Source organism: Embleya australiensis (assembly GCF_051903075.1).
Classification (GTDB): Bacteria; Actinomycetota; Actinomycetes; order Streptomycetales; family Streptomycetaceae; genus Embleya.
This window is the reverse complement of sequence record NZ_CP182423.1, coordinates 1,117,155-1,135,522: the sequence shown is the minus strand read 5'-3', so window position 1 is coordinate 1,135,522 and position 18,368 is coordinate 1,117,155. Positions and strand designations below refer to the sequence as shown.

At 72.2% G+C, this 18,368-nt stretch carries 7 protein-coding genes; 3 read left to right on the top strand and 4 right to left on the bottom strand.

Going from position 1 to position 18,368, the window contains the following annotated elements; all coding sequences use genetic code 11:
• Positions 1-102 precede the first annotated feature (102 nt).
• The 3 genes from ACMXN5_RS35165 (at position 103) to ACMXN5_RS35155 (ending at position 4,186) form a co-directional block, all read left to right on the top strand.
• Positions 103-963 (top strand): DUF1206 domain-containing protein, encoded by an 861-nt coding sequence (locus tag ACMXN5_RS35165; protein ID WP_439678946.1) that lies wholly within the window; start codon positions 103-105, stop codon positions 961-963.
• Positions 964-1,276: 313 nt separating this feature from the next.
• Positions 1,277-3,601: a xanthine dehydrogenase subunit D gene (pucD, locus tag ACMXN5_RS35160; protein WP_439678945.1), complete on the top strand. Its 2,325-nt coding sequence runs from the start codon at positions 1,277-1,279 to the stop codon at positions 3,599-3,601.
• 81 nt (positions 3,602-3,682) lie between these two features.
• A complete protein-coding gene (locus ACMXN5_RS35155) occupies positions 3,683-4,186 on the top strand; it encodes a nucleoside deaminase (RefSeq protein ID WP_439678944.1) in 504 nt (167 codons plus the stop codon).
• 45 nt (positions 4,187-4,231) lie between these two features.
• Here ACMXN5_RS35155 and ACMXN5_RS35150 read toward each other — a convergent pair whose 3' ends face one another.
• The 4 genes from ACMXN5_RS35150 to ACMXN5_RS35135 form a co-directional block, all read right to left on the bottom strand.
• A complete protein-coding gene (locus tag ACMXN5_RS35150; RefSeq protein WP_439678943.1) occupies positions 4,232-6,076 on the bottom strand; it encodes an alpha/beta hydrolase in 1,845 nt (614 codons plus the stop codon).
• A 126-nt stretch (positions 6,077-6,202) separates the two neighbouring features.
• Positions 6,203-7,192 carry a ricin-type beta-trefoil lectin domain protein gene (locus ACMXN5_RS35145; RefSeq protein ID WP_439678942.1) on the bottom strand — a complete coding sequence of 330 codons (990 nt, stop codon included), beginning with the start codon at positions 7,190-7,192 and terminating at the stop codon, positions 6,203-6,205.
• Between the two features lie 75 nt (positions 7,193-7,267).
• Positions 7,268-9,898: a right-handed parallel beta-helix repeat-containing protein gene (locus ACMXN5_RS35140; RefSeq protein WP_439678941.1), complete on the bottom strand. Its 2,631-nt coding sequence runs from the start codon at positions 9,896-9,898 to the stop codon at positions 7,268-7,270.
• Entirely contained in the window at positions 9,895-18,192 is an 8,298-nt protein-coding gene (locus ACMXN5_RS35135; protein ID WP_439678940.1) for a hypothetical protein, read from the bottom strand. Before ACMXN5_RS35135 ends, ACMXN5_RS35140 begins: the two co-directional genes overlap by 4 nt.
• Positions 18,193-18,368 lie beyond the last annotated feature (176 nt).

Here is an 18,368-nt window from a genome sequence, read left to right as displayed (position 1 = left end):
CGGCGCCGCAGCGCCGCGAGATCGACCCGTCGCGGGCCGGCGGCATCGAACGCCGGCCTCGGGGCAGGCGCGAGGAGACGGACACAGAAGGGTCTCTTCGCGATGAGGACAACGACGACCGGACTACGAAACACCGCCGTGGGACGTTCCGCGGCGGGCGGTACCGCGGTGGCCGCGGCAGGGCGCGCGGGATTCGTGGCGCGAGGCGTGGTGTACCTCCTGGTCGGCGTCCTGGCCCTGCGGATCGCCGTCGGCGATTCCGGCCGGCAGGCCGATCGGGGCGGTGCGGTGCAGGAGTTGGCCAGGCAGCCGTTCGGCGGCTTCCTGGTGTGGGCACTGGGGATCGGCCTGGCCTGCATGGCGTTGTGGCGGCTGTCCGAGGCGGTGTTCGGTGCGGCGGGGCCCGGCGGGCGCGACGCCTCCACGCGGCTCGCTTCGCTGGCCCGATTCGGGTTCTACGCGTTCGTCGCCGCCTCGGTGATCGCGTTGGCTGCCGGGCGCAAGAACGGCTCCGGCGGCTCGGGCGGCTCCGAGGAGGGGGCCTCCGACAAGCAGTCCAAGGGCGCCACCGCCGAGGCGCTGGATCTGCCCGCCGGCCGCTGGCTGGTGGCCGCGGCGGGCCTCGTGGTGGTCGTCGCCGGGGTCTGGATCGCGGTACGGGCACTGCTGCGCAAGTATCGCGACCACCTCGAACTCGGGCGCATGTCGACCCGCACCGAGCGGGTGGTCGACACGCTCGGCGTCGCCGGCGGGGTCAGCCGAGGCGCCGTGTTCACCGCGGCCGGGGTGTTCGTCCTGGTCGCGGCGGCCAAGTACGACCCGGACAAGGCCAAGGGCCTCGACGACACGCTGCGCACCTTCGCCGACACGGCGGCGGGTCCGCCGCTGCTCGGGGTGGTCGCGGTCGGGCTGATGTTGTTCGGGGTGTTCTCGTTCGCCATGGCACGGTGGCGAAAGGTGTGACATGTCGGGTGCTCCCGGGCCTCGAGTCCCGGGAACGGCGTCGGCGGCCGGAACGTTTTTGCCCGGTCGCGGCAGTGACCCCGAGCCGTCCCCCTCGTCGCCGAACCCGGGAGCGCCATGCCCGACACCTCGTGCGCCCCGTCCACCGTCCGCCACCCGCTCGGCGGCGCCGACGACGGCGCCGGTCTCTTGTAGGAGTCTACGGAGGGCCGGTCCCGGACCCCGGGCGATTTCGGGTCTTCGACCGCTAACCGGGCCCACCGGAGGTGCTGTGTACTCCTCACACAGGTATCCGGACAGTGGAGGCTCCCCGATGGTCGTGCCGACCGCACCCGCGCGCAGCCCGCAGGACCTCGACGAGGCGATCACCGGCGGGATCGGCGACAGCCCGCCGCGGCCGGACGGCACGCTCAAGGTGCGCGGGGAGTTCGCCTACTCCTCCGATCTGTGGGCGGAGGACATGCTGTGGGGCGCCACGCTGCGCAGCCCGCACCCCTATGCGCGGATCGTCTCGATCGACATCGGCCCGGCACTCGCTCATCCGGGCGTGTACGCGGTGCTGACCCACGAGGACGTGCCCGGCGAGAACGTCTACGGCCTCAAGGTCGCCGACACGCCGGCGCTCGCCGAGGACGTCGTGCGCTACCAGGGCGAGCCGATCGCGCTGGTGGCCGCCGACCACCCGGAGACGGCGCGGCGCGCGCTGGAGAAGATCGTGGTCGACTACGAGGTGTTCGAGCCGATCACCGACCCCGAACGGGCCGCGCACGACGACACGTTGCCCAACCTGCACCCCGGCGGCAACGTGGTGCGCCACCAGCCGATCACCCGGGGCGACCCGAACGCCCGGGCCGACGTCGTGGTGTCCGACGTGTACACCGTGGGCATGCAGGACCAGGCCTTCCTCGGACCCGAATCCGGCCTGGCCGTCCCGGACGGGGACGGCGGCGTCGACCTGTTCCTGGCCACGCAGTGGTTGCACGTGGACCAGCGGCAGACCGCGCGGGCGCTCGGACTCCCGTTGGAGAAGGTGCGGTTCACCATGTCCGGGGTCGGCGGCGCCTTCGGGGGCCGCGAGGACCTGTCCATGCAGATCCACTGCTGCATGCTGGCGCTGCGCACCGGCCGCCCGGTGAAGATGGTCTACAACCGCGAGGAGTCCTTCTTCGGCCACGTGCACCGGCACCCGGCCAAGATGTACTACGAGCACGGCGCGACCAGGGACGGCAGGCTCGTCTACGTCAAGGCGCGGATGTACTTCGACGGCGGCGCGTACGCCTCCAAGACCCCGGTCGTGGTCAGCAACGCCACCTCGCTCGGCGTCGGGCCGTACGAGGTACCCAACGTCGTGATCGAGGGGTGGGGGCTGTACACCAACAACCCGCCGTGCGGCGCGATGCGCGGCCTCGGCGCGGTACAGCCCGCCTTCGCCTACGAGTCGCAGATGGACAAGCTCGCGAAGGCGTTGGGCATGGACCCGGTGCGGCTGCGCCGGCTCAACGCGATCGCCGAGGGCTCGACCATGCCCACCGGGCAGGTACTGGACTACCCGGCCCCGGTCGCCGAGTTGTTGGAACGCCTGGAACGCCTGCCCCTGCCGCCGGAGCACCGCGCCGGGCCGGTGGACGTACGGGAGTTGCCGGGCGGCGGATCCAACACCACACACGGCGAGGGCGTCGTGCGCGGCGTCGGCTACAGCGTGATCATCAAGAACATCTCCTACGCGGAGGGCGCCGACGACTACTCCACGGCGCGGGTGCGCCTTGAGGTGGTCGGCGGCGTCCCGATCGCGATGGTGCACACCGCGGCGGCCGAGGTCGGCCAGGGCCTGGTCACCGTGCAGCAGCAGATCGCGCGCAGCGAACTCGGCGTGGAGCGGGTGAACATCCACCCCAACGACACCGACGTCGGCGACGCGGGGTCCAGCTCGGCGTCCCGGCAGACCTACATCACCGGCGGCGCGGTCCGGGACGCGTGTCGGGCGGTACGCGAGGTGCTCTTCGCGCGCGTCGCCCTGCGGTTCGGCGAGGACCCCGCCGACCTGTCGCTGAGCGGCGGCAAGGTCGTCTCCGCGACCACCGGCGTCCTGGCCGATCTGGTCGACGTGCTCGGCGACGACACGATCGAGCAGACCCGGGAGTTCCACCACCGGCCGACGTGGGCGATGGACCCGGTGAGCGGGCAGAGCCCCCGGGTGCACGTGCAACACGCCTTCTCCGCACACCGGGCGGTGGTGGACGTGGACACCGAACTGGGCCTGGTCAAGGTCGTGCGCCTGGACTGCGCGCAGGACGTCGGCAGGGCGGTCAACCCGGACGCCGTCGTCGGGCAGATCCACGGCGGCTCCGCACAGGGACTCGGGCTCGCCGTGATGGAGGAGATCCTGGTGCGGGATGGCCGGGTGCGCAATCCGTCGTTCACCGACTACCTGATCCCGACCATCGTGGACATGCCGCCGATGACGGTGGACGTGATCGAGCGGGCCGACCCGAACGCGCCGTACGGGGTGCGCGGTGTCGGCGAGCCGCCGACGATTTCCACCACCCCGGCGATCGTGAACGCCATCCGTGACGCGACGGGGCTGAACCTGACGCACACCCCGGTCGGGCCGGAGCACATCTGCCGCATCGAGCCGTGACGACCGCGCCGAGCCGGCGCACCCCAGTACATCCAGGTGCAGTCCGCACCTCGATTCTCCGCACCCACGAATGGAGTCACCGTGACCGCGCATGCCCAGGAAACGCCCGCCCGAGAGCGCGAACGCGCCTGGATGGACGAGGCGATCAGGCTCGCCACCACCAGCGTGAGCGGCGGCGGCGGCCCGTTCGGCGCGCTCGTCGCCAAGGCCGACAAGGTGATCGCGGTCGGGCACAACCGGGTCACCGCGACGCTGGACCCGACCGCGCACGCCGAGGTGAGCGCGATACGGGCCGCCTGCCGGGAGTTGCGCACCTTCTCGCTCGACGGCTGTGTCCTGATCACCTCGTGCGAACCGTGTCCGATGTGCCTGTCCTCCGCGCTGTGGGCGCGCGTCGACCGGATCGTCTACTGCGCCGACCGGCACGACGCCGCGGTGGCCGGATTCGACGACCGCAAGTTCTACGACCTGTTCGAGAAGAAGCCGAGGTCGATGTGGCCGACCCGGGTCGAGCAGTTGGAACTGCCCCACCGAACCGCGCCGTTCGACGCATGGCTGGCCAAATCCGACCGCGTCGACTACTGACCCGGCGCGCCGTCGCCCCGCGGCGAAGCCCGCGTCGGCGAACCGTCAGTGCCGAACCGGGTGTCGCGTCATGAAGGTCATCAGCCGATCGGTGTCCGCGTCCGTCCAGTTCGGCGGGGGCAGGGCGGCCGCCCACGCGACGGTGGGTCCGTTGCCGTAGCGGTGCCCGTGCGGGGACGTGGTGCCGAAGGAGACCGCGAGGTCCACCGTCGTCTGCCAGAACGTGACGATCGGGTACCAGCGCACCTCGCGCGTGATGTCCGGACCCAGTGGCGCGCGCAGCCACGCCGGCCGGTCGAACAGCAGATCCGGGCTCCACCACACCACGGGGTCGGACGCGTTCTGGAGGTAGACGACCCGCGGATGCTCCCACGGGCCGGGCGGCCGGCGCAGATCGTCGGCGGGGAACTGGGCGAAGCGTACGTTGCGCCCGGCGTCGTACACCGGCCGCCACACCGGAGTGCCCCGGTCGCGGTCGTCCTTGATGCGATTCCACAACCGGCTCGCGAACGGCGGCCCCTCCAGGACCACCGCGTCGGCGCCGTCGATCAGTGCGGCGGGGTCGGCGAAGACGGAATCGGTGGCGTACGCGCCCAGGGACTCGCCGCCGAGCACCAGTTTGGGCCGATCCTGCGGTGCCAGTGCCGACCACCGCTCGCGGACCGCGTGATACAGGGCCCGCTGGGCGCGTTCGGCGCGCGAGCGGTCGACCAGGAAGGAGACCCAACTCGGCAGATACGAGTACTGGATGGCGACCATCGCGGTGTCGCCGTCGTACATGTACTCCAGCGGCGCGGCCAGGTTCGGGTTGACCCAGCCGCTGCCGGTGGTGCCGTGGACGGCGAGCACCGCGCGGGTCCACGCGCCGGTGCGGTCGAGCTCGCCCACGGCCAGTGCCGCGGCGCCTCGGAAGTCGGTGTCCTCGGGGTCCTCGCCGATGTACACCCGGATCGGGGTGGTGGCGGGCCTGCCGCTGAACGCGGTGATCAGCGCCGGATCGGTGGCCTCCGAGACGAACTTGCGGCCGTTGGCCCCCAGGCTCTGCCAGGACACGAGCGAGCCCGGACCGCCGGAGCGCAGCGGCGAGTTCGGGCGCGGGAGATTGGGGTCCACGACACGGTTGACGGCCTTGGCGGTGTGGTCGACGAAGCCGATGAAGCCGCGCTCCCACACCACGTCGTGCAGGGCGGCCACGACCAGGAGGGTGATCGTGGCCAGCCCGAGCCCGTACGCCAGGGGCCGGGGCAGGTGCCGGCCGAACCACCGGATCAACGCGCGGGCCGCCAGTCGCAATCCCCGGGCGAGGACGAGCAGGAGCAGCCCGGTGCCCAGCGCGATCACCACGATCATCAGGCCGTTCCAGGGCGAGGACGGATTCAGGCCCTGGAGCGAACGCAGCCGGCGCTGGGCACGCGCCGACCACACGAGGCCCACCACCGTGCCGACGCCGGCCACGACGCAGTACATCCGCCAGGCGACGACCCGAAACCGCGCGTCGGGGCGGCGGGCGACGACCGCGCGCACCGCCGTGGCCGCGAGCACGCCGAGGGTGTAGCCGGCGATCCCGGCCAGGCCGCCGATCAGCCCCTGCCAGGGCCACGGGCGCGGCAGCAGCGAGGGGGTCAGCGACAGCCAGAAGAACACGGCCGCCCCGCACATCCCGACCAGGTCGAGCCGACGGCGCACCACCCGGCGGGACTTCGCCGGGTCCCGGCGGGGCCGGGCGAGCAACCGGCGCAGTCGCGAGGACGGTGCCGGTGGCGGGGGAGCCGCGTGGGACCCCCCACCGCCGGCAGCGGCCGGGCACGCCTCGGTCGGGGGGTCCGTCCGCCCGCCGCCGGCGTGGCTCGGCTCGTCGGCCGGCTCCGGCCCGGTCCCTGTGTCCACCATCCGACCAGCGTCCCCCGGGGGTGCGCCGGCACCCTGCTGCGACATGGGTGCCGGCGCGGACGTCACCGGTTCGGCGGTGGCGTGATCGGGTGACCCGCGGTCAGAGGGGGGCCGGCCCGGCGAGGGTCAACGCGTCCAGGCCTGGTTCCAGGTGCCGTGGCAGGCGTAGAGGCGGATCGCCGCGCCGTCGCCGGAGTTGTTGTTCCAGATGTCGGCGCACATGTTGGCGGTCTTCGTGTAGAGCGTGTTGTTGCGCAGCGCGAACTGCTGGGCGGGATTGCCGCTGCAGTAGGCGAGTTGTACGACGGTGCCGGACGCGGTGCCGCCCCAGGCCGCGTCCATGCACAGGCCCTTGGTGCGGATCGTGCCGTCGGGGCGGATGTCCCACTTCTGGTTCACGTCGCCGTTGCACGACCACAGGATCAGTGGTGTGCCGTCGGAACCGGCCGACCCGCTCAGGCACTTCCCGGAGGCCGGGTTGCGCAGGGGGCTGCCGGGGACGTCGGGCTTCGACGGCGGCATCGCCGGCCCCGGGCCGCCGATCATGGGCTTGGGCGCCTCGCTCCGCGGCTCCTGCTTGACAGGCGTCTGCTTGGGCGCGGGCGGTGCGGTGGGGCGCTGCGTCGTGGGCGGCGGATCGGCGGCGGGCGGCGTGGTCGCCGGCGGGCCGGCCTCGCCGGGTGCGCCCGGGGCGCCCGGCGATCCGTCGGCTCCGGGCAGGCCGTTCGCGCCGGGCAGCCCGTCCGCCCCGGGGGCTCCCGGTGCCCCGGGCGCGCCGGGCGATCCCGGCAGGCCGTCGGCTCCGTTCGCCCCGGGTGCGCCGCCCTTGCCCGGCGCGCCGGACTTGGCCCCCGCGGCCGAGACCGTGCGGTGGTGGGTCGCGGTGTCGCCGCTCGCGCTGCTCTGGGCCAGGGTCACCGCCAGCGTGCTGACGGTGACGATGCCGGCGGCGGAGGCGAGCGAGATCCATACCCGCCGCCCGGGCAGGAGGCCGCGCGTGGGACGGGGCGGCCGGCGGGCGTACGCCTGTGCGAACGACGGCGCGGCCCCGGCTGCCGGGGATGCCGACGAACCGCCCGGCGGGGCAGGGGTGTTGGGTTCATTGGGTGCGGACACGAACTACTCCTCCATCAGCCACGGCCATCGGCCACAAGCCATGCGTCGGCGCCGGGATCGGCCGACGAAACCCGGTCAATCGGAGCCCACCAATCGCGGCAGGTCCATGTCGTCCAGGACCATCAACTGCTGCGTGTCCGGAGCGTCGAGATCGGCCATCCGCATGGCCTGACGTTCCGTCATCTGCTGGAACACCTGCCGCGCGGTACGGCCGTTGCCGAACTGCGCGCCGCGCGGCATCGCGGTGAACAGCTCGCCGAGCGCTTCGCGCGCGGCGGTGCTGAGTTCGTAGCGGTGCCGGCCCGCGTGGTGTTCGACGATGCGCACCAGGTCGCCGGCCGAGTAGTCGTCGAACAGCAGGCTGCGGGTGAAGCGGGAGGACAGACCCGGGTTCGACGCGATGAACCGCTCCATCTCGTCCGGGTATCCGGCGACGATCACCACGACCTCGTCACGGTGGTCCTCCATGAGTTTGACGAGGGTCGCGACGGCTTCGCCGCCGAAGTCGTTCGCCACGCCGGCGGGCACGAGGGCGTACGCCTCGTCGATGAACAACACGCCGCCCCGGGCCCGGTTGAACGACTCGGTCGTCTTGGGGCCGGTGTGCCCGACGTATTCGCCGACCAGGGCGCTGCGGTCGACCTCGACGAGGTGGCCGCGCTCCAGCAGTCCGAGGGCCTTGAGCAGCCGGCCGTACAGGCGCGCGATGGTGGTCTTGCCGGTGCCCGGGTTGCCCGCGAAGACCAGGTGCCGGCTGAGCGGCGGCGCGGGCAGTCCGGCTTCCTGGCGCATGCGGACCGTCTGCATCAGCTTGACCATGCCGCCGACGTCGCGCTTGACCCCGCCGAGGCCGACGAGTTCGTCGAGTTCGGCGAGCAGGTCGTCCAGGGTCTCCGGCGGTGGCGGTGCCTCGCCGAGTTCGGCCAGGTCGACCACCGCCGGCGCGGCGGGGGCGGGGCTCGCGCCGACCGGGGCGACCCCGCCGACCGGGGCCGGTTTCGTGGGCCGGGGCGGCGCGCCGGGGGTACCCGGCGACGAGTCGGGCAGGGTCGAGGTCTCGACCCGGACGGACACGCAGTCCTGGAACACCGGGCGGGCGCCGTCGGAGTGGCCGACGTCGCGCGCGCAGTCGAAGATCCGACAACCGACGAACCTCGGCTCGGCGTCGCGGCCGATGTGCAGCGCGGGGTAGGCGCACGCCGACAGGTCGCTGTGTTCGATCAGGCCGCCCGCACCGTCGCCGAACAGGATGCCGTTCTTGCCGGTGCCGTCCACCCGGATGCCGCGCACCGTCGGTGTCGCGTCGCGCCCGAGCACCAATCCGCTGCCGGCGACGGCGAAGATGCCACCCCCGTCCATGCGCATCCGGGCGCCGGACTCGACACTGACCCCGGCGCTGCCGCTCTCGGCGATCCGGGTCGCGTACAGCGTGGCGACCGCGTCCGCCCCGATCTCGACGCCGGTGCGGCGGGATCGGCTCACCACACACTCGCGCAGTTCGGATTCGGTGGCCGAGCGCAGCCGAACCCCCGTCTCGCCGCCCTCGATCCGGGAGGCGACCATGGTCAACCCGGCCGCGTCGGCCACATGCACCCCGCACATGCCGGCGTCGGTGACGGTGAGGTCGGCGATCTCCGCCTCGGCGCCCGCGACCACCGCGAGGCCGTGTTCGTCGCTGCGGTCGAGTCGACAACCGCCGATCCGGGCCCGGGAGTTCTCGCCGAGATGGACCGCGGTGAATCCGGAGCGGGTGATCAGCGACGCGGTCATCGTCACCTCGGAGACGCCGAGCGCGACGACGCCGTTGCCGGCCGGGGCCTCGATCCGGCAGCCGTCCGCGCTCAGGCGCGCCGCGCCGCCGGTGGCGATCGCGCTGGCCTTGGCGTCGGTGATCCGGCAGTCGTTCAGGTGTACGCGGGCCTCGTGTTCGGCCTGCACGCCGCTGCGGCCCGCCGCACGGATCCGGCAGTCGACCAGGCGCAGTTCGCCGCGGTCCTCGACCAGGGCGCCGTTGCGTCCGGCGCGGTCGAGCGTGGTGTCCAGGGCGAGCAGCCGGGCGTCGCCGCGTACCCGCAGCGCCGAGCCGGAGGTGTCGCGCACCCGCAACCGGTCGGCGATCAGCACCGCGTGGTCCGACAGCGCCACGCCGATGCCGTCGATCGTCTCCAGGAGCGTGTCCTCGATCCGGGCCCGGGCATCGCCGGCCAGGACCAGCGCGCCGTGCCGGGCCCCGCGCAGCCGGCCGCGACGGATCACCAGGACGCCGCCGCCGGTCGGATCGCCGAGGTCGGCCTCCAGGGTGTCGGCGAACCCGAGCGCGGCGTTGTGGGCGGCGCCGGCCGCGCTCGTCGAACCGACCACCTCCACCCGGCCCCGGTCGAGTTCGCACCCGTCCAGGGTCAGGCCCGCCGCGTCCTCCACCCGCACCACCGGCTCCGCCGGGTCGGCGCCGCGCAGCACGAGGCCGCGGACCACGCAGTCGGGGGCGGCCACGGTCAGCGCGACGCCGTCGGGCGCGCGCACCACGACCGTGCCCGCGCCGTGCTCCGCGCGCAGCACCACCCGCCGCTCCAGGCGCAGCGTCTCCGGATACTCGCCGGGGGCGATCACGATCTCGGCGCCGACGGGCGCGCCGGCGAGCGCCGCCGTGATGGTGCGCCGGCTCCGGCGGCCCCCGGGGTCGACGTGGATTGCCGTAGTGCTCATCCGCTACCCGTTCCCGATCCCGGCAGGAGGTTGTCGGACGAGGTCCCGTCCGGTACATGACCGATCCACCGCACGGTCGCGGGGCTGAGCACCAGCAGGCCGAAGAGTTTCTCGGCCAGCTTGCCCAGCCCGCCGATGAGGAAGATGTCCGCCGGCCCCTGGCGGTGGATCAACCGGCTGCCCATCGTGTGCTGGACCAGGGCCCGCAGCGCGCCCACCGAGGCGGTGTCGAGGATCCCGCCGACCGCGGAGGCCAGACCGGCCAACGCGGCGTCGCCGCCGGTGAGTTTGATGATCGCGCCGTCGGCGCCGCGGACCCCGAAGATCGCGGACTGCGCCGCGCCGCTGACGAACCCGGCCACCGAGCCGGTGGCCAGGCCCAGGGTGAACTCGTAGGTGCCGCCGCGCCAGCGCACCGGGCGCTCGTTCGCCCCCCACTCGGTGTTGTGGCTGTCGTCGTTGGGCCGCCAACTCGGAGCCATCCCGTAGTCGATGTTCGACCAGTGCACCTTCCAGCCGCCCCGGTTGGCCGCCAGGTGCGCGGCCGCGACGGTGCCCTTGGTCATCGAGCTCAACGCGGCGCCGAACGCGGCGCGGCCGACGTCGACCACGCTCAACCCGCCGCCGGAGATCACTCGGACCATGGAGAGCACCACGAGGTTCACGGTGAAGTCGAGCAGGAACTCGTGGGTCATGTCGATGCCGATGGATTGGATCGCCCGAAGCATGAAGGGCTCCGGCACCACCTCGCCATCCTCGGACGGCCCGTAGCCCCATCGGTTGGGTTCGCGGTAGGTGCGGTTCAACGCGCGGTATTCGTTGGCGAGGCCGGTGAAGTGGGTCTCGCGACCGATGATGGCGGCGCCGTCGGCGCTGAACTCCTGGATGTAGCCGGGGATCGTGCGCTCGTTGATCACGGTGATGCCGTCGATGTCGTAGCGCCGCGCGTGCTTGTTGAAGTTGTTGATCTCCAGGAAGGTGTCGTCCGCGAGTTTGATCTTCGCCTGCGCGATGATGCCCTGGTCGGACTCCTGCCACAGGTGCCGGTTGAACCGCGTCTCGGGGTTGGGGCGGAAGTCGCGGACCCGGAACGGGCTGTCGGTGAAGAAGTCCCTGAAGAAGTTGGTGTATCTGCGCGCCGGGATCTCCTGGACGACCTGGTGGTCCAGGCTGGTGATCCGGTCGGACCACCGGGCGCCCTTCTCCCAGCCGGGGAGCGGGTTACCGTTGCGGTCGAACCAGTGCCGGACACGATCGCCGACGCCGTCGCCGAAGTTCATCACGTTGTTGTTGGCGTCCAGTTTGTTCCAGTGCCAGACCTCGTTGCCCGCGGCGTCGACACCGCGCCAACCCTGGACGCTCAGGCCCTCGCCGAGTTGTCGGTGCTCGCGGATGAGGTTGCCGGCCGCGTCGAAGTCCTGGAACGACTCGCGGTCGAAGTGCCACGGCGTGAGCTGCCGTTCGAACGCGGTGAGGCGCTTGCCGCCGATGGTGGGATCGAGCGCGTCGTGCCACCGGAACTCGCGCGAGTTGCGTCCCATGGTGCCGATGATGTCGACGCGTCCCACCCCGTCGGGCGTGGGGAAGGCGTCCATGCGGGCGACGACCATGCCGTGGTGGTCGTACCGGATCCAGTTCCCGGCGTGCGCGTCGATCAGGCCGCGGGTGTTGGCTCCCGCACCTCCGGCGCCGCCGGCGGGCCTGGGCCGGTAGTCGATGAACGTGCCGTCGGACAGGCCGGTGCGCACCACCCGCCACTCCTTGGTGCCGGGGGAGTACCAGTCGCCGTCTTCCACGTCGTCGGTGATCCGGTCCTGCCAGGTGATCTGCCGATCACCCGTGCCCGGGGTGACGGCGAAGTCGCCCTCGTGGAAGGTGCGATGGCCCCGGAGACCGTCGGCACCCTCGGTCCACGGCAGGTAGCCGGGGCGGTGCGCCACCTGTGCTCCCGCGACGTCGGGCAGCCGGACGTCGCCGACGGTGAGGGTGTCGCCGTTGTGCAGGGGCCGCACCTCGCGGACGATGTCGCCGGTGTGGGCGACGTCGATGACCGTCTTGTTGTTGGAGATGAACTGTACGCCGTGCCCCTCGGGACCGCCGCCCGCCGGCTCCTGCTTCCAGGTGCCCACGCGCAGCCGGTTGTCCTGTGCCAGCCACGGGTGCCGGGTGAGGTCGGCGGCGCGGAACTCGCCGCTGAACATGTTGCGGAAGAACACCGGGGGTCGCTGCTCGGCGAAACGTTCGAACTTGAGGAAGTCGCCGTTGTGCAGGGTCTTGCCGAGCCCGTTGATGTTGCCGTCGGCGTGCCGGGAGACCCAGTCGCGCTTGGGGATACCGTCCGCTCCCAGTTCGAGCTGGTGGTAGCGGCGCACGTCGTGCAGGCCGAATTGGAAGCGGCCGAACTTCTTCTGGGCGTGGACGATCTCGTTGGTGATCGGGTGGCGCATGGTGTCGGTCCAGCCGCGGCTGAGGCCGGTGTCCCAGTGCCGGGTGCCGGACGCGATGGCCCGGAAGTCGGCGTCGAAGCGCACCCACCTGCTGTCGGCGGCGAACCCCTGGGCCGCCGGCCGGTGGCGCAGGTCCGTCAGTACGTGCCCGCCGTCCGCGCTGAGCTGGAAGTGCCTGACCCGCACGTCGGAGCCGAACACGCTCTTGACGTCGAACCAGCTGCGGGTGCTCTCGCCCCAGTGCCGGGTGCCGTCGTGCATGAGATTGCCGTTGATGTCGAACTCGGCCCACCGACCGCGCTGATTGACCAGACTGAACGTGCCCAGCGAGGCGGACGAGTGGTGGGCGTCGAGGAAGCCGCCGTGGGGCAGGACGCGACGTTCGAACACGGTGACCTTGAGGTGGCTGATCAGGTGCACGTGGCCGGCGTCCGCCCCCTTCGGGTCGACCACGCCGCCCTCGAACCATTTCGGTCGGCCCGGAACGGGGACACGGATGCCGTGGGCGTCGGTGCGCACCAGCGACCATGTGCCCTCGCCGCCGCCCGCCGGATACGTGACCTCGAAGTGCCGATTCGGGTCGATGCCGCCCCGGGCGCCGACGATGTCGATGCGCTGGAACTCCAGGCGCCCGCCCGGGTCGAACCGCTGGAATTCGCCGGCGCGCGCACCGACGCCGCCGATCCGGTACCCGCCGCCGGGTTCCGGGGTCGCGCGCAGCTCCGGGAGGTGGTCGAGGTGGCCGCTCAGGACCCGCAGGTCGCCCGGTGTGGTGCTGAGGAACCGGGTGTGCAGGGGGTCGCCGATGCGGGCGTCGGACAGCCCGATCATGTCGAACCGGTGCACTCCCGCGCCGTCGTCCACCCGGAACACGGTGATCCCGCCTTCCTCGGTCACCGGCCGCGCGGTCACGTGGAAGTCGAGGCGGCCGGCCGGGTCGAACAGGCGGAACTCGCCGTCGGCACCGGCGACATGGAACCCGCCGCCGGGGCGGATGTGCACGGTGGTGGTCGCGATGTCGGCGAGCGTGTCGTCGACCAGGGTGTGTGCCCCGCCGGGGTGTACCCGGACGAGTTGCGACAGGTCGACGCGGTCCACGCCGGTCAGGCGCAACACCTGGAACTCGAACACGCCGGTGGCGGAGAACCCCCGAACCATGCCGGTGTCCCCGTGGATGACCCGGAGTGTGCCGTCGGGGCGCGCGACCACCGAGAATCCGAGGTTGTGGCCATCGGCGCCCTTGAGCAGGTTCAGCGGGTCGGGCGCCGCCGCCCCGGCGACCGGGGCCGGGGTGAAGACGAACTCGTGTGTCGCGGCGCCGTCGGCCCCGCGCAGGCCGATTACGTCGTAGCGGTGTGCGCCGGCCATGTCGACGACGACATGGCCGGTGCCGTCGTCGATCCGGAAACCGAGGCCCGTCCGCGTCCCCGGTCGTTCGAACCCCTCGCCGATGACCCCGGGCTGGGGTACGACGTGTGCGTTGGGGACGGCGGTGAGGTGCCCGTCGACGAGTGTGCCGATGCCGCGTTCGATGCGCACGAACCGGCCGTCGAACGCGCCGCCGCTCAGGCGGGTCGCGTCGTAGCGGTGCGCGCCGTCGAGGCCGTGCGCGGTGAACGACCCGTCGGGGTCGGTGAGGCGCAACTCGTCGCCGGCGCGGGTGACGGTGAGGTTCGTGTCGGGTACGCCGCTCTGGTCGCTCGGGTGCGGCACGGGGACGTCGGGGGTGCCCACAGGCGTGTGCACGAACCGCCCGGCCTGGGGACCGCCGGTCAGCGTGAGCGTGTTGTGGGTGTGCGCGCCGACGTTGTTCACGACGATCTTGCCGCCGGGGTGATCCACCAGGTATCCGCCGCCGTGCTGCGGCGTCACGGTGGCGACCGGCACGATCCGGCCGTCGCCGTGCACCAGTCGCGGCGCTCCGCCGGCGGCGTCGGGCAGTCGGATGAAGCCGCCGGGCGCGCCGCCGCCGGTCAGCGGCAGCGCGTCGTGCGAGAACGCCCCTCCCGGGGTGTACACCCGCACCGCGTGGGGCTGCCCGCTCGTGCCGGTGACGTGGAAGGTGTTGTCGACGATGCCCACGTGCGCGGTCGTGGCCGGCGTGCCGTCATCCGCGCGCAGGTGCGGCAGCCTGCCCGGGCCGCCGACCGGGGTGAACACGTGCAGGCCCGTACCGGCGCCGGCGGGGGTGGTGAGGGTCACCACGTCGTGGGCGCGGGCGCCGCCGGCGTCGACGTGGAACTGGCCGCCGGGGTGCTGGATCCGGAACTCGTTGCCGATCTGGCGGATGACGGTCGTGCCGGGAACCGGCCGGCCGTCGGCGTGGGCGATCAGGGGCGTGTCGACGTGCGGCGAGCGGATGTGGCCGCCGGCCAGGCCCAGGCGGTCGATGCCGGTCAGCGGCAGCGAGTTGTGCGAGAAACGACCGTCGGCGCCGAAGACGCGCACGGTCGGGCCGGTGCCGGTCGGGACGACGTGGAGCATGCCGCCCGCGTGTTCCGGCATGGTGACGGCGCCGAGTGTCCGGGTGGCGTCGGGGCCGACGAGGGTGCGGGCGCCGCCGCCGTCCGGGGTCAGTACGTGCAGCGCCAGGGGGTGGCCGTTGGAGCCGATCAGGCGCAGGCCGGTGCCCGACGGGGTACCGGTCGCCGGGTCGTGGAGCCGGAAGCCGCCGGGTGTGGGCACGACAATGCCCGCGTCGTTGAACCGCACGGGCGGCCCGCCCGCGTTCAGGATGTTGCCTTCGTCGTCGAAGTGGGCGACCCCGAGGGTGCGGTTGTCCGGATCGACATGGATCGCGACCAGGGTGTGGTCGTGTTCGCCGCCGGTGAGGGTGATGCGCCGCTCGATGCGGTCCAGCCGCCCGCTCTCGCCGGACACGTCGAAGTCCCAGCGGCGCACCTCGACGTTCGCCACGACCTGCCGCTCGACCCGCACGATGTCGTTCCCGGCCGGGCCGGTCACGCGCGAGGGGGTCAGGTGCGCCGCGTCCGCGCCGCCGGTGATCCGGATGCCCTCGATGCCGCCGCCGTCGCCGACGCGGTACTCCAGGCGTGTGCCGGACAGCCCCGGGATGTCGACCACCCGCTGTCCGGGGCCGGCGACGGTCGGCACGGTCGACCCGGTGGTGGTGACGTGCGGGAGCTGCGGGGTGGGCAGCGTGGTCAGTTCGACGGCCTGCCCGGGGACGGGGCCGGTGACGTGGGTGTCGATGATCTGGTCGTCGAGGAGGCGATGGTTGTTCGCCGCGCTCAGCTCGTAGTCCCAGCGCTGGGTGCCGCCGTCGCCGAGGTTGCGCTCGATCCGCAGCACTTCCCGGTCGCCGACGGTGATGTGGTTCGCGGAGATGTCGGTACGACCGCCGGGATCGACGTGGATGTCGACGGTGCGGCCGGCCTGCGTGCTCGGCAGGACCCGTACCTCGATGCCGTTCAGGCCGGGGATGGTGCGGAACGTGTGCGCGAAGTCGTAGCTCGCGCCCCGCATCATGAACACGTCGAGGTTGTGCGTCGCCCCGTTCGCCGGGACGAAGTGCGCGCCGCCGGTGAGGCCGCCGGACACGGTCGGCACACCCGGCAGGCCGCCAGGCGTGCTGTGCACCACTGGGCCCGACGCCGGGCCGCCGAGGACCACGCGGCTGCCGTTGAGGTCGATGTGCGTGCCGGTGCCGCCCAGGCCCTGGACACCCTTGACGTCGACCCCGCTCGCGCCGGGCCCCACCAGGGAGGTCTCGCCGTCGGCACCGGTACGCAGCCCGCCGAGGTGGGGCGTGTTCACATCGGCCACGTGGATCGGCGCGCCGGTGTGGGCGGTCGCCGGCTGGGCGATCGCGGGCAGGCCGCCGACGTTGGGCGTCGCGACGTGTCCGAGGGCGCCGACGCCGGTCACCGAGGGGACCGTGACGTGGCCGGTGTTCGGCATCGCGCCGGCGTTCGGCGTCTGGATGTGCGAGGTGAGCGGGAGGGCGCCGACGCCCGCCACGTCGACGTGCGGCAGGGCCGGCGTGGTGACGTCCGGCATGGCGACGTGGCCCGGTTGCGGCAGGGCGACGGTGCCGAGGCCGTCGAGTCCGGTGTGCGTGTTCGCCCCGGACGTGGGCAGGTCGTGCACCAGCGCGCTCGATCCGGGCAGGCCGAGTTGGATCTTGCCGGCCACGCCGGCGCCGACGGTGTCCAGGTTCGGGATGCTGATGTGTCCCACGGCGGCCGGCAGCGCGTTGATCCCGGTGTTGCCCAGGCCGGTGATCCCGTGCGGGACGGTGAGGTTGCCGGTGAGGTGGGTCAAGCCCAACCCGGTGAACGAGAACGAGGGGATGTCGGCGATCCTGGCGCCGATTCCGGGAAGGTGCGTGAGCGCGTTCAGCCCGCCCATGTCGTGTACGAAGTTGCCCAGGCCGGGGAAATTGCCGGCGTGGAAGCCGGTGCCGAACGTGTTCAGGGACGGCAGGTTGATCACGTCGAAGTGGCCGAAGCCGTTGGTGAACTTCGTGGACAGCGGCGGCATGTCGAACGCGCCGCCGAGCGGGCCCGAGTGCACCGAATCGAACGAACCCAGGTGCATGTTGGGCAGCTTGATCAGCTCACCGCCGTGCCCGAACGCGTTGAATCCGGCGTTGGCGGCGGCGGAGATCTTGGAGCCCGCGCCGATGAACTTGCCGTCGAGGAACGCGCCGTAGCGGTACATGCCGAAGACGCCGCGGTCGATGAAGCCGATCCGGAAGGCGAGCCCGAGGCCGTTGGGCATCTCGTCTGCGGCCACCGGCAGGAACAGCCGCAGCCCCTTGAAGCCGCTCAGGCCGTGCGCGATGGAGGTGCCCAGGTTCTTGAACGTGTTGAGTGTGGTCGCCACCGCACGCAGTCCGAAGAACGTCTTGGCGCCGGCCAGGTTGATCACGGTGAGTTCGGCGGCGAGGGGGAAGAACTTGAGTCCGCCGCCCAGTTTCGCGAACCCGGGCCCCATGGTCAGCAGGGGACCCAGTTTCAGTCCCTGCGCGCCGCCCCTGATCCACGCGCCCGCTGCGGCCACCGCGTCGTCGATGCCCAACCCGACCCGGCCGAACAGGCCGAACGAGTTGGCGCCGCCGCCGAAGAAGTTCTTGGTACCGGTGATCCCGCGTCCGCCGATGCCCTTGATGCCGCTCCACAGCTGACCCAGGTGCAGGCCCTTGGTCGTGGGCGCGATCATGCCCAGGATGCCCAACACGAGCTGGGTGACGCTCGCCTTGCCGTGCGCGAAGTCGATCGCGGTCTTGATCAGGAGCGCGACGTTGAGGGCGATGCTGAGCAGCGCGAGCGGGCCGCCGAGGAAGATCGCGGGAATGGCCAGGATCAACGCGATCCAGCCGAGCGCCTTCCAGAACTCCTCGCACTCGTCCACGGGGGAGGCGATGGACTGGCCGGCGGCCATGATCTTACGCGCGGCGGTGTCGGCCGCGGTGGACAGGATCGACTTGGCGTCCTCCGCGGTGGTCTTGTGCGCGGCCCGCCCCTCCTTGTCGTCCTCGGACAGTGCGGCGGCGGCGGACAGCGCGGTGTCCGCGCGGTGTTGCTCGTGACGCATCACGCCGACGTAGGCGGTCAGCGCGGCGCGCACGTCCTCGTGGGCCTTCTTGAACGTGGAGATGTAGTTGCGCAGGTTCCCGTCGATGACGCCGCGCAGCGCCTCGGCGGTCTTGCCGACGAAGATCACGCTGGAGGTGTTCTTGACCTCGGTCAGACCGCTGTCGATGGTCTTGGCCAGCTCGACGAACGTCAGTTCCGCGGCGATCACACGGTCGATCCGGTCGGCGTCGCCGGGAGTCGGATCGCTGTCGAGGCCGAGCGCACTCCAGTCCCCGGGACGAGCCATCGAAGCGCCTCTCTCGCTCGATTCGTGCAACCACGGCGCTCTTTTGTACGCGCCAATGGTTCGCCGGGTTCATTCTTCCTCGCGACAATCTCGGTTGAACCCACGATGGTTGCGGCGCGTACAGAAATGGGAGCGGTTCGCGGCGCGGCCGCCCACCACGCGAGTCGGGCAAGGAA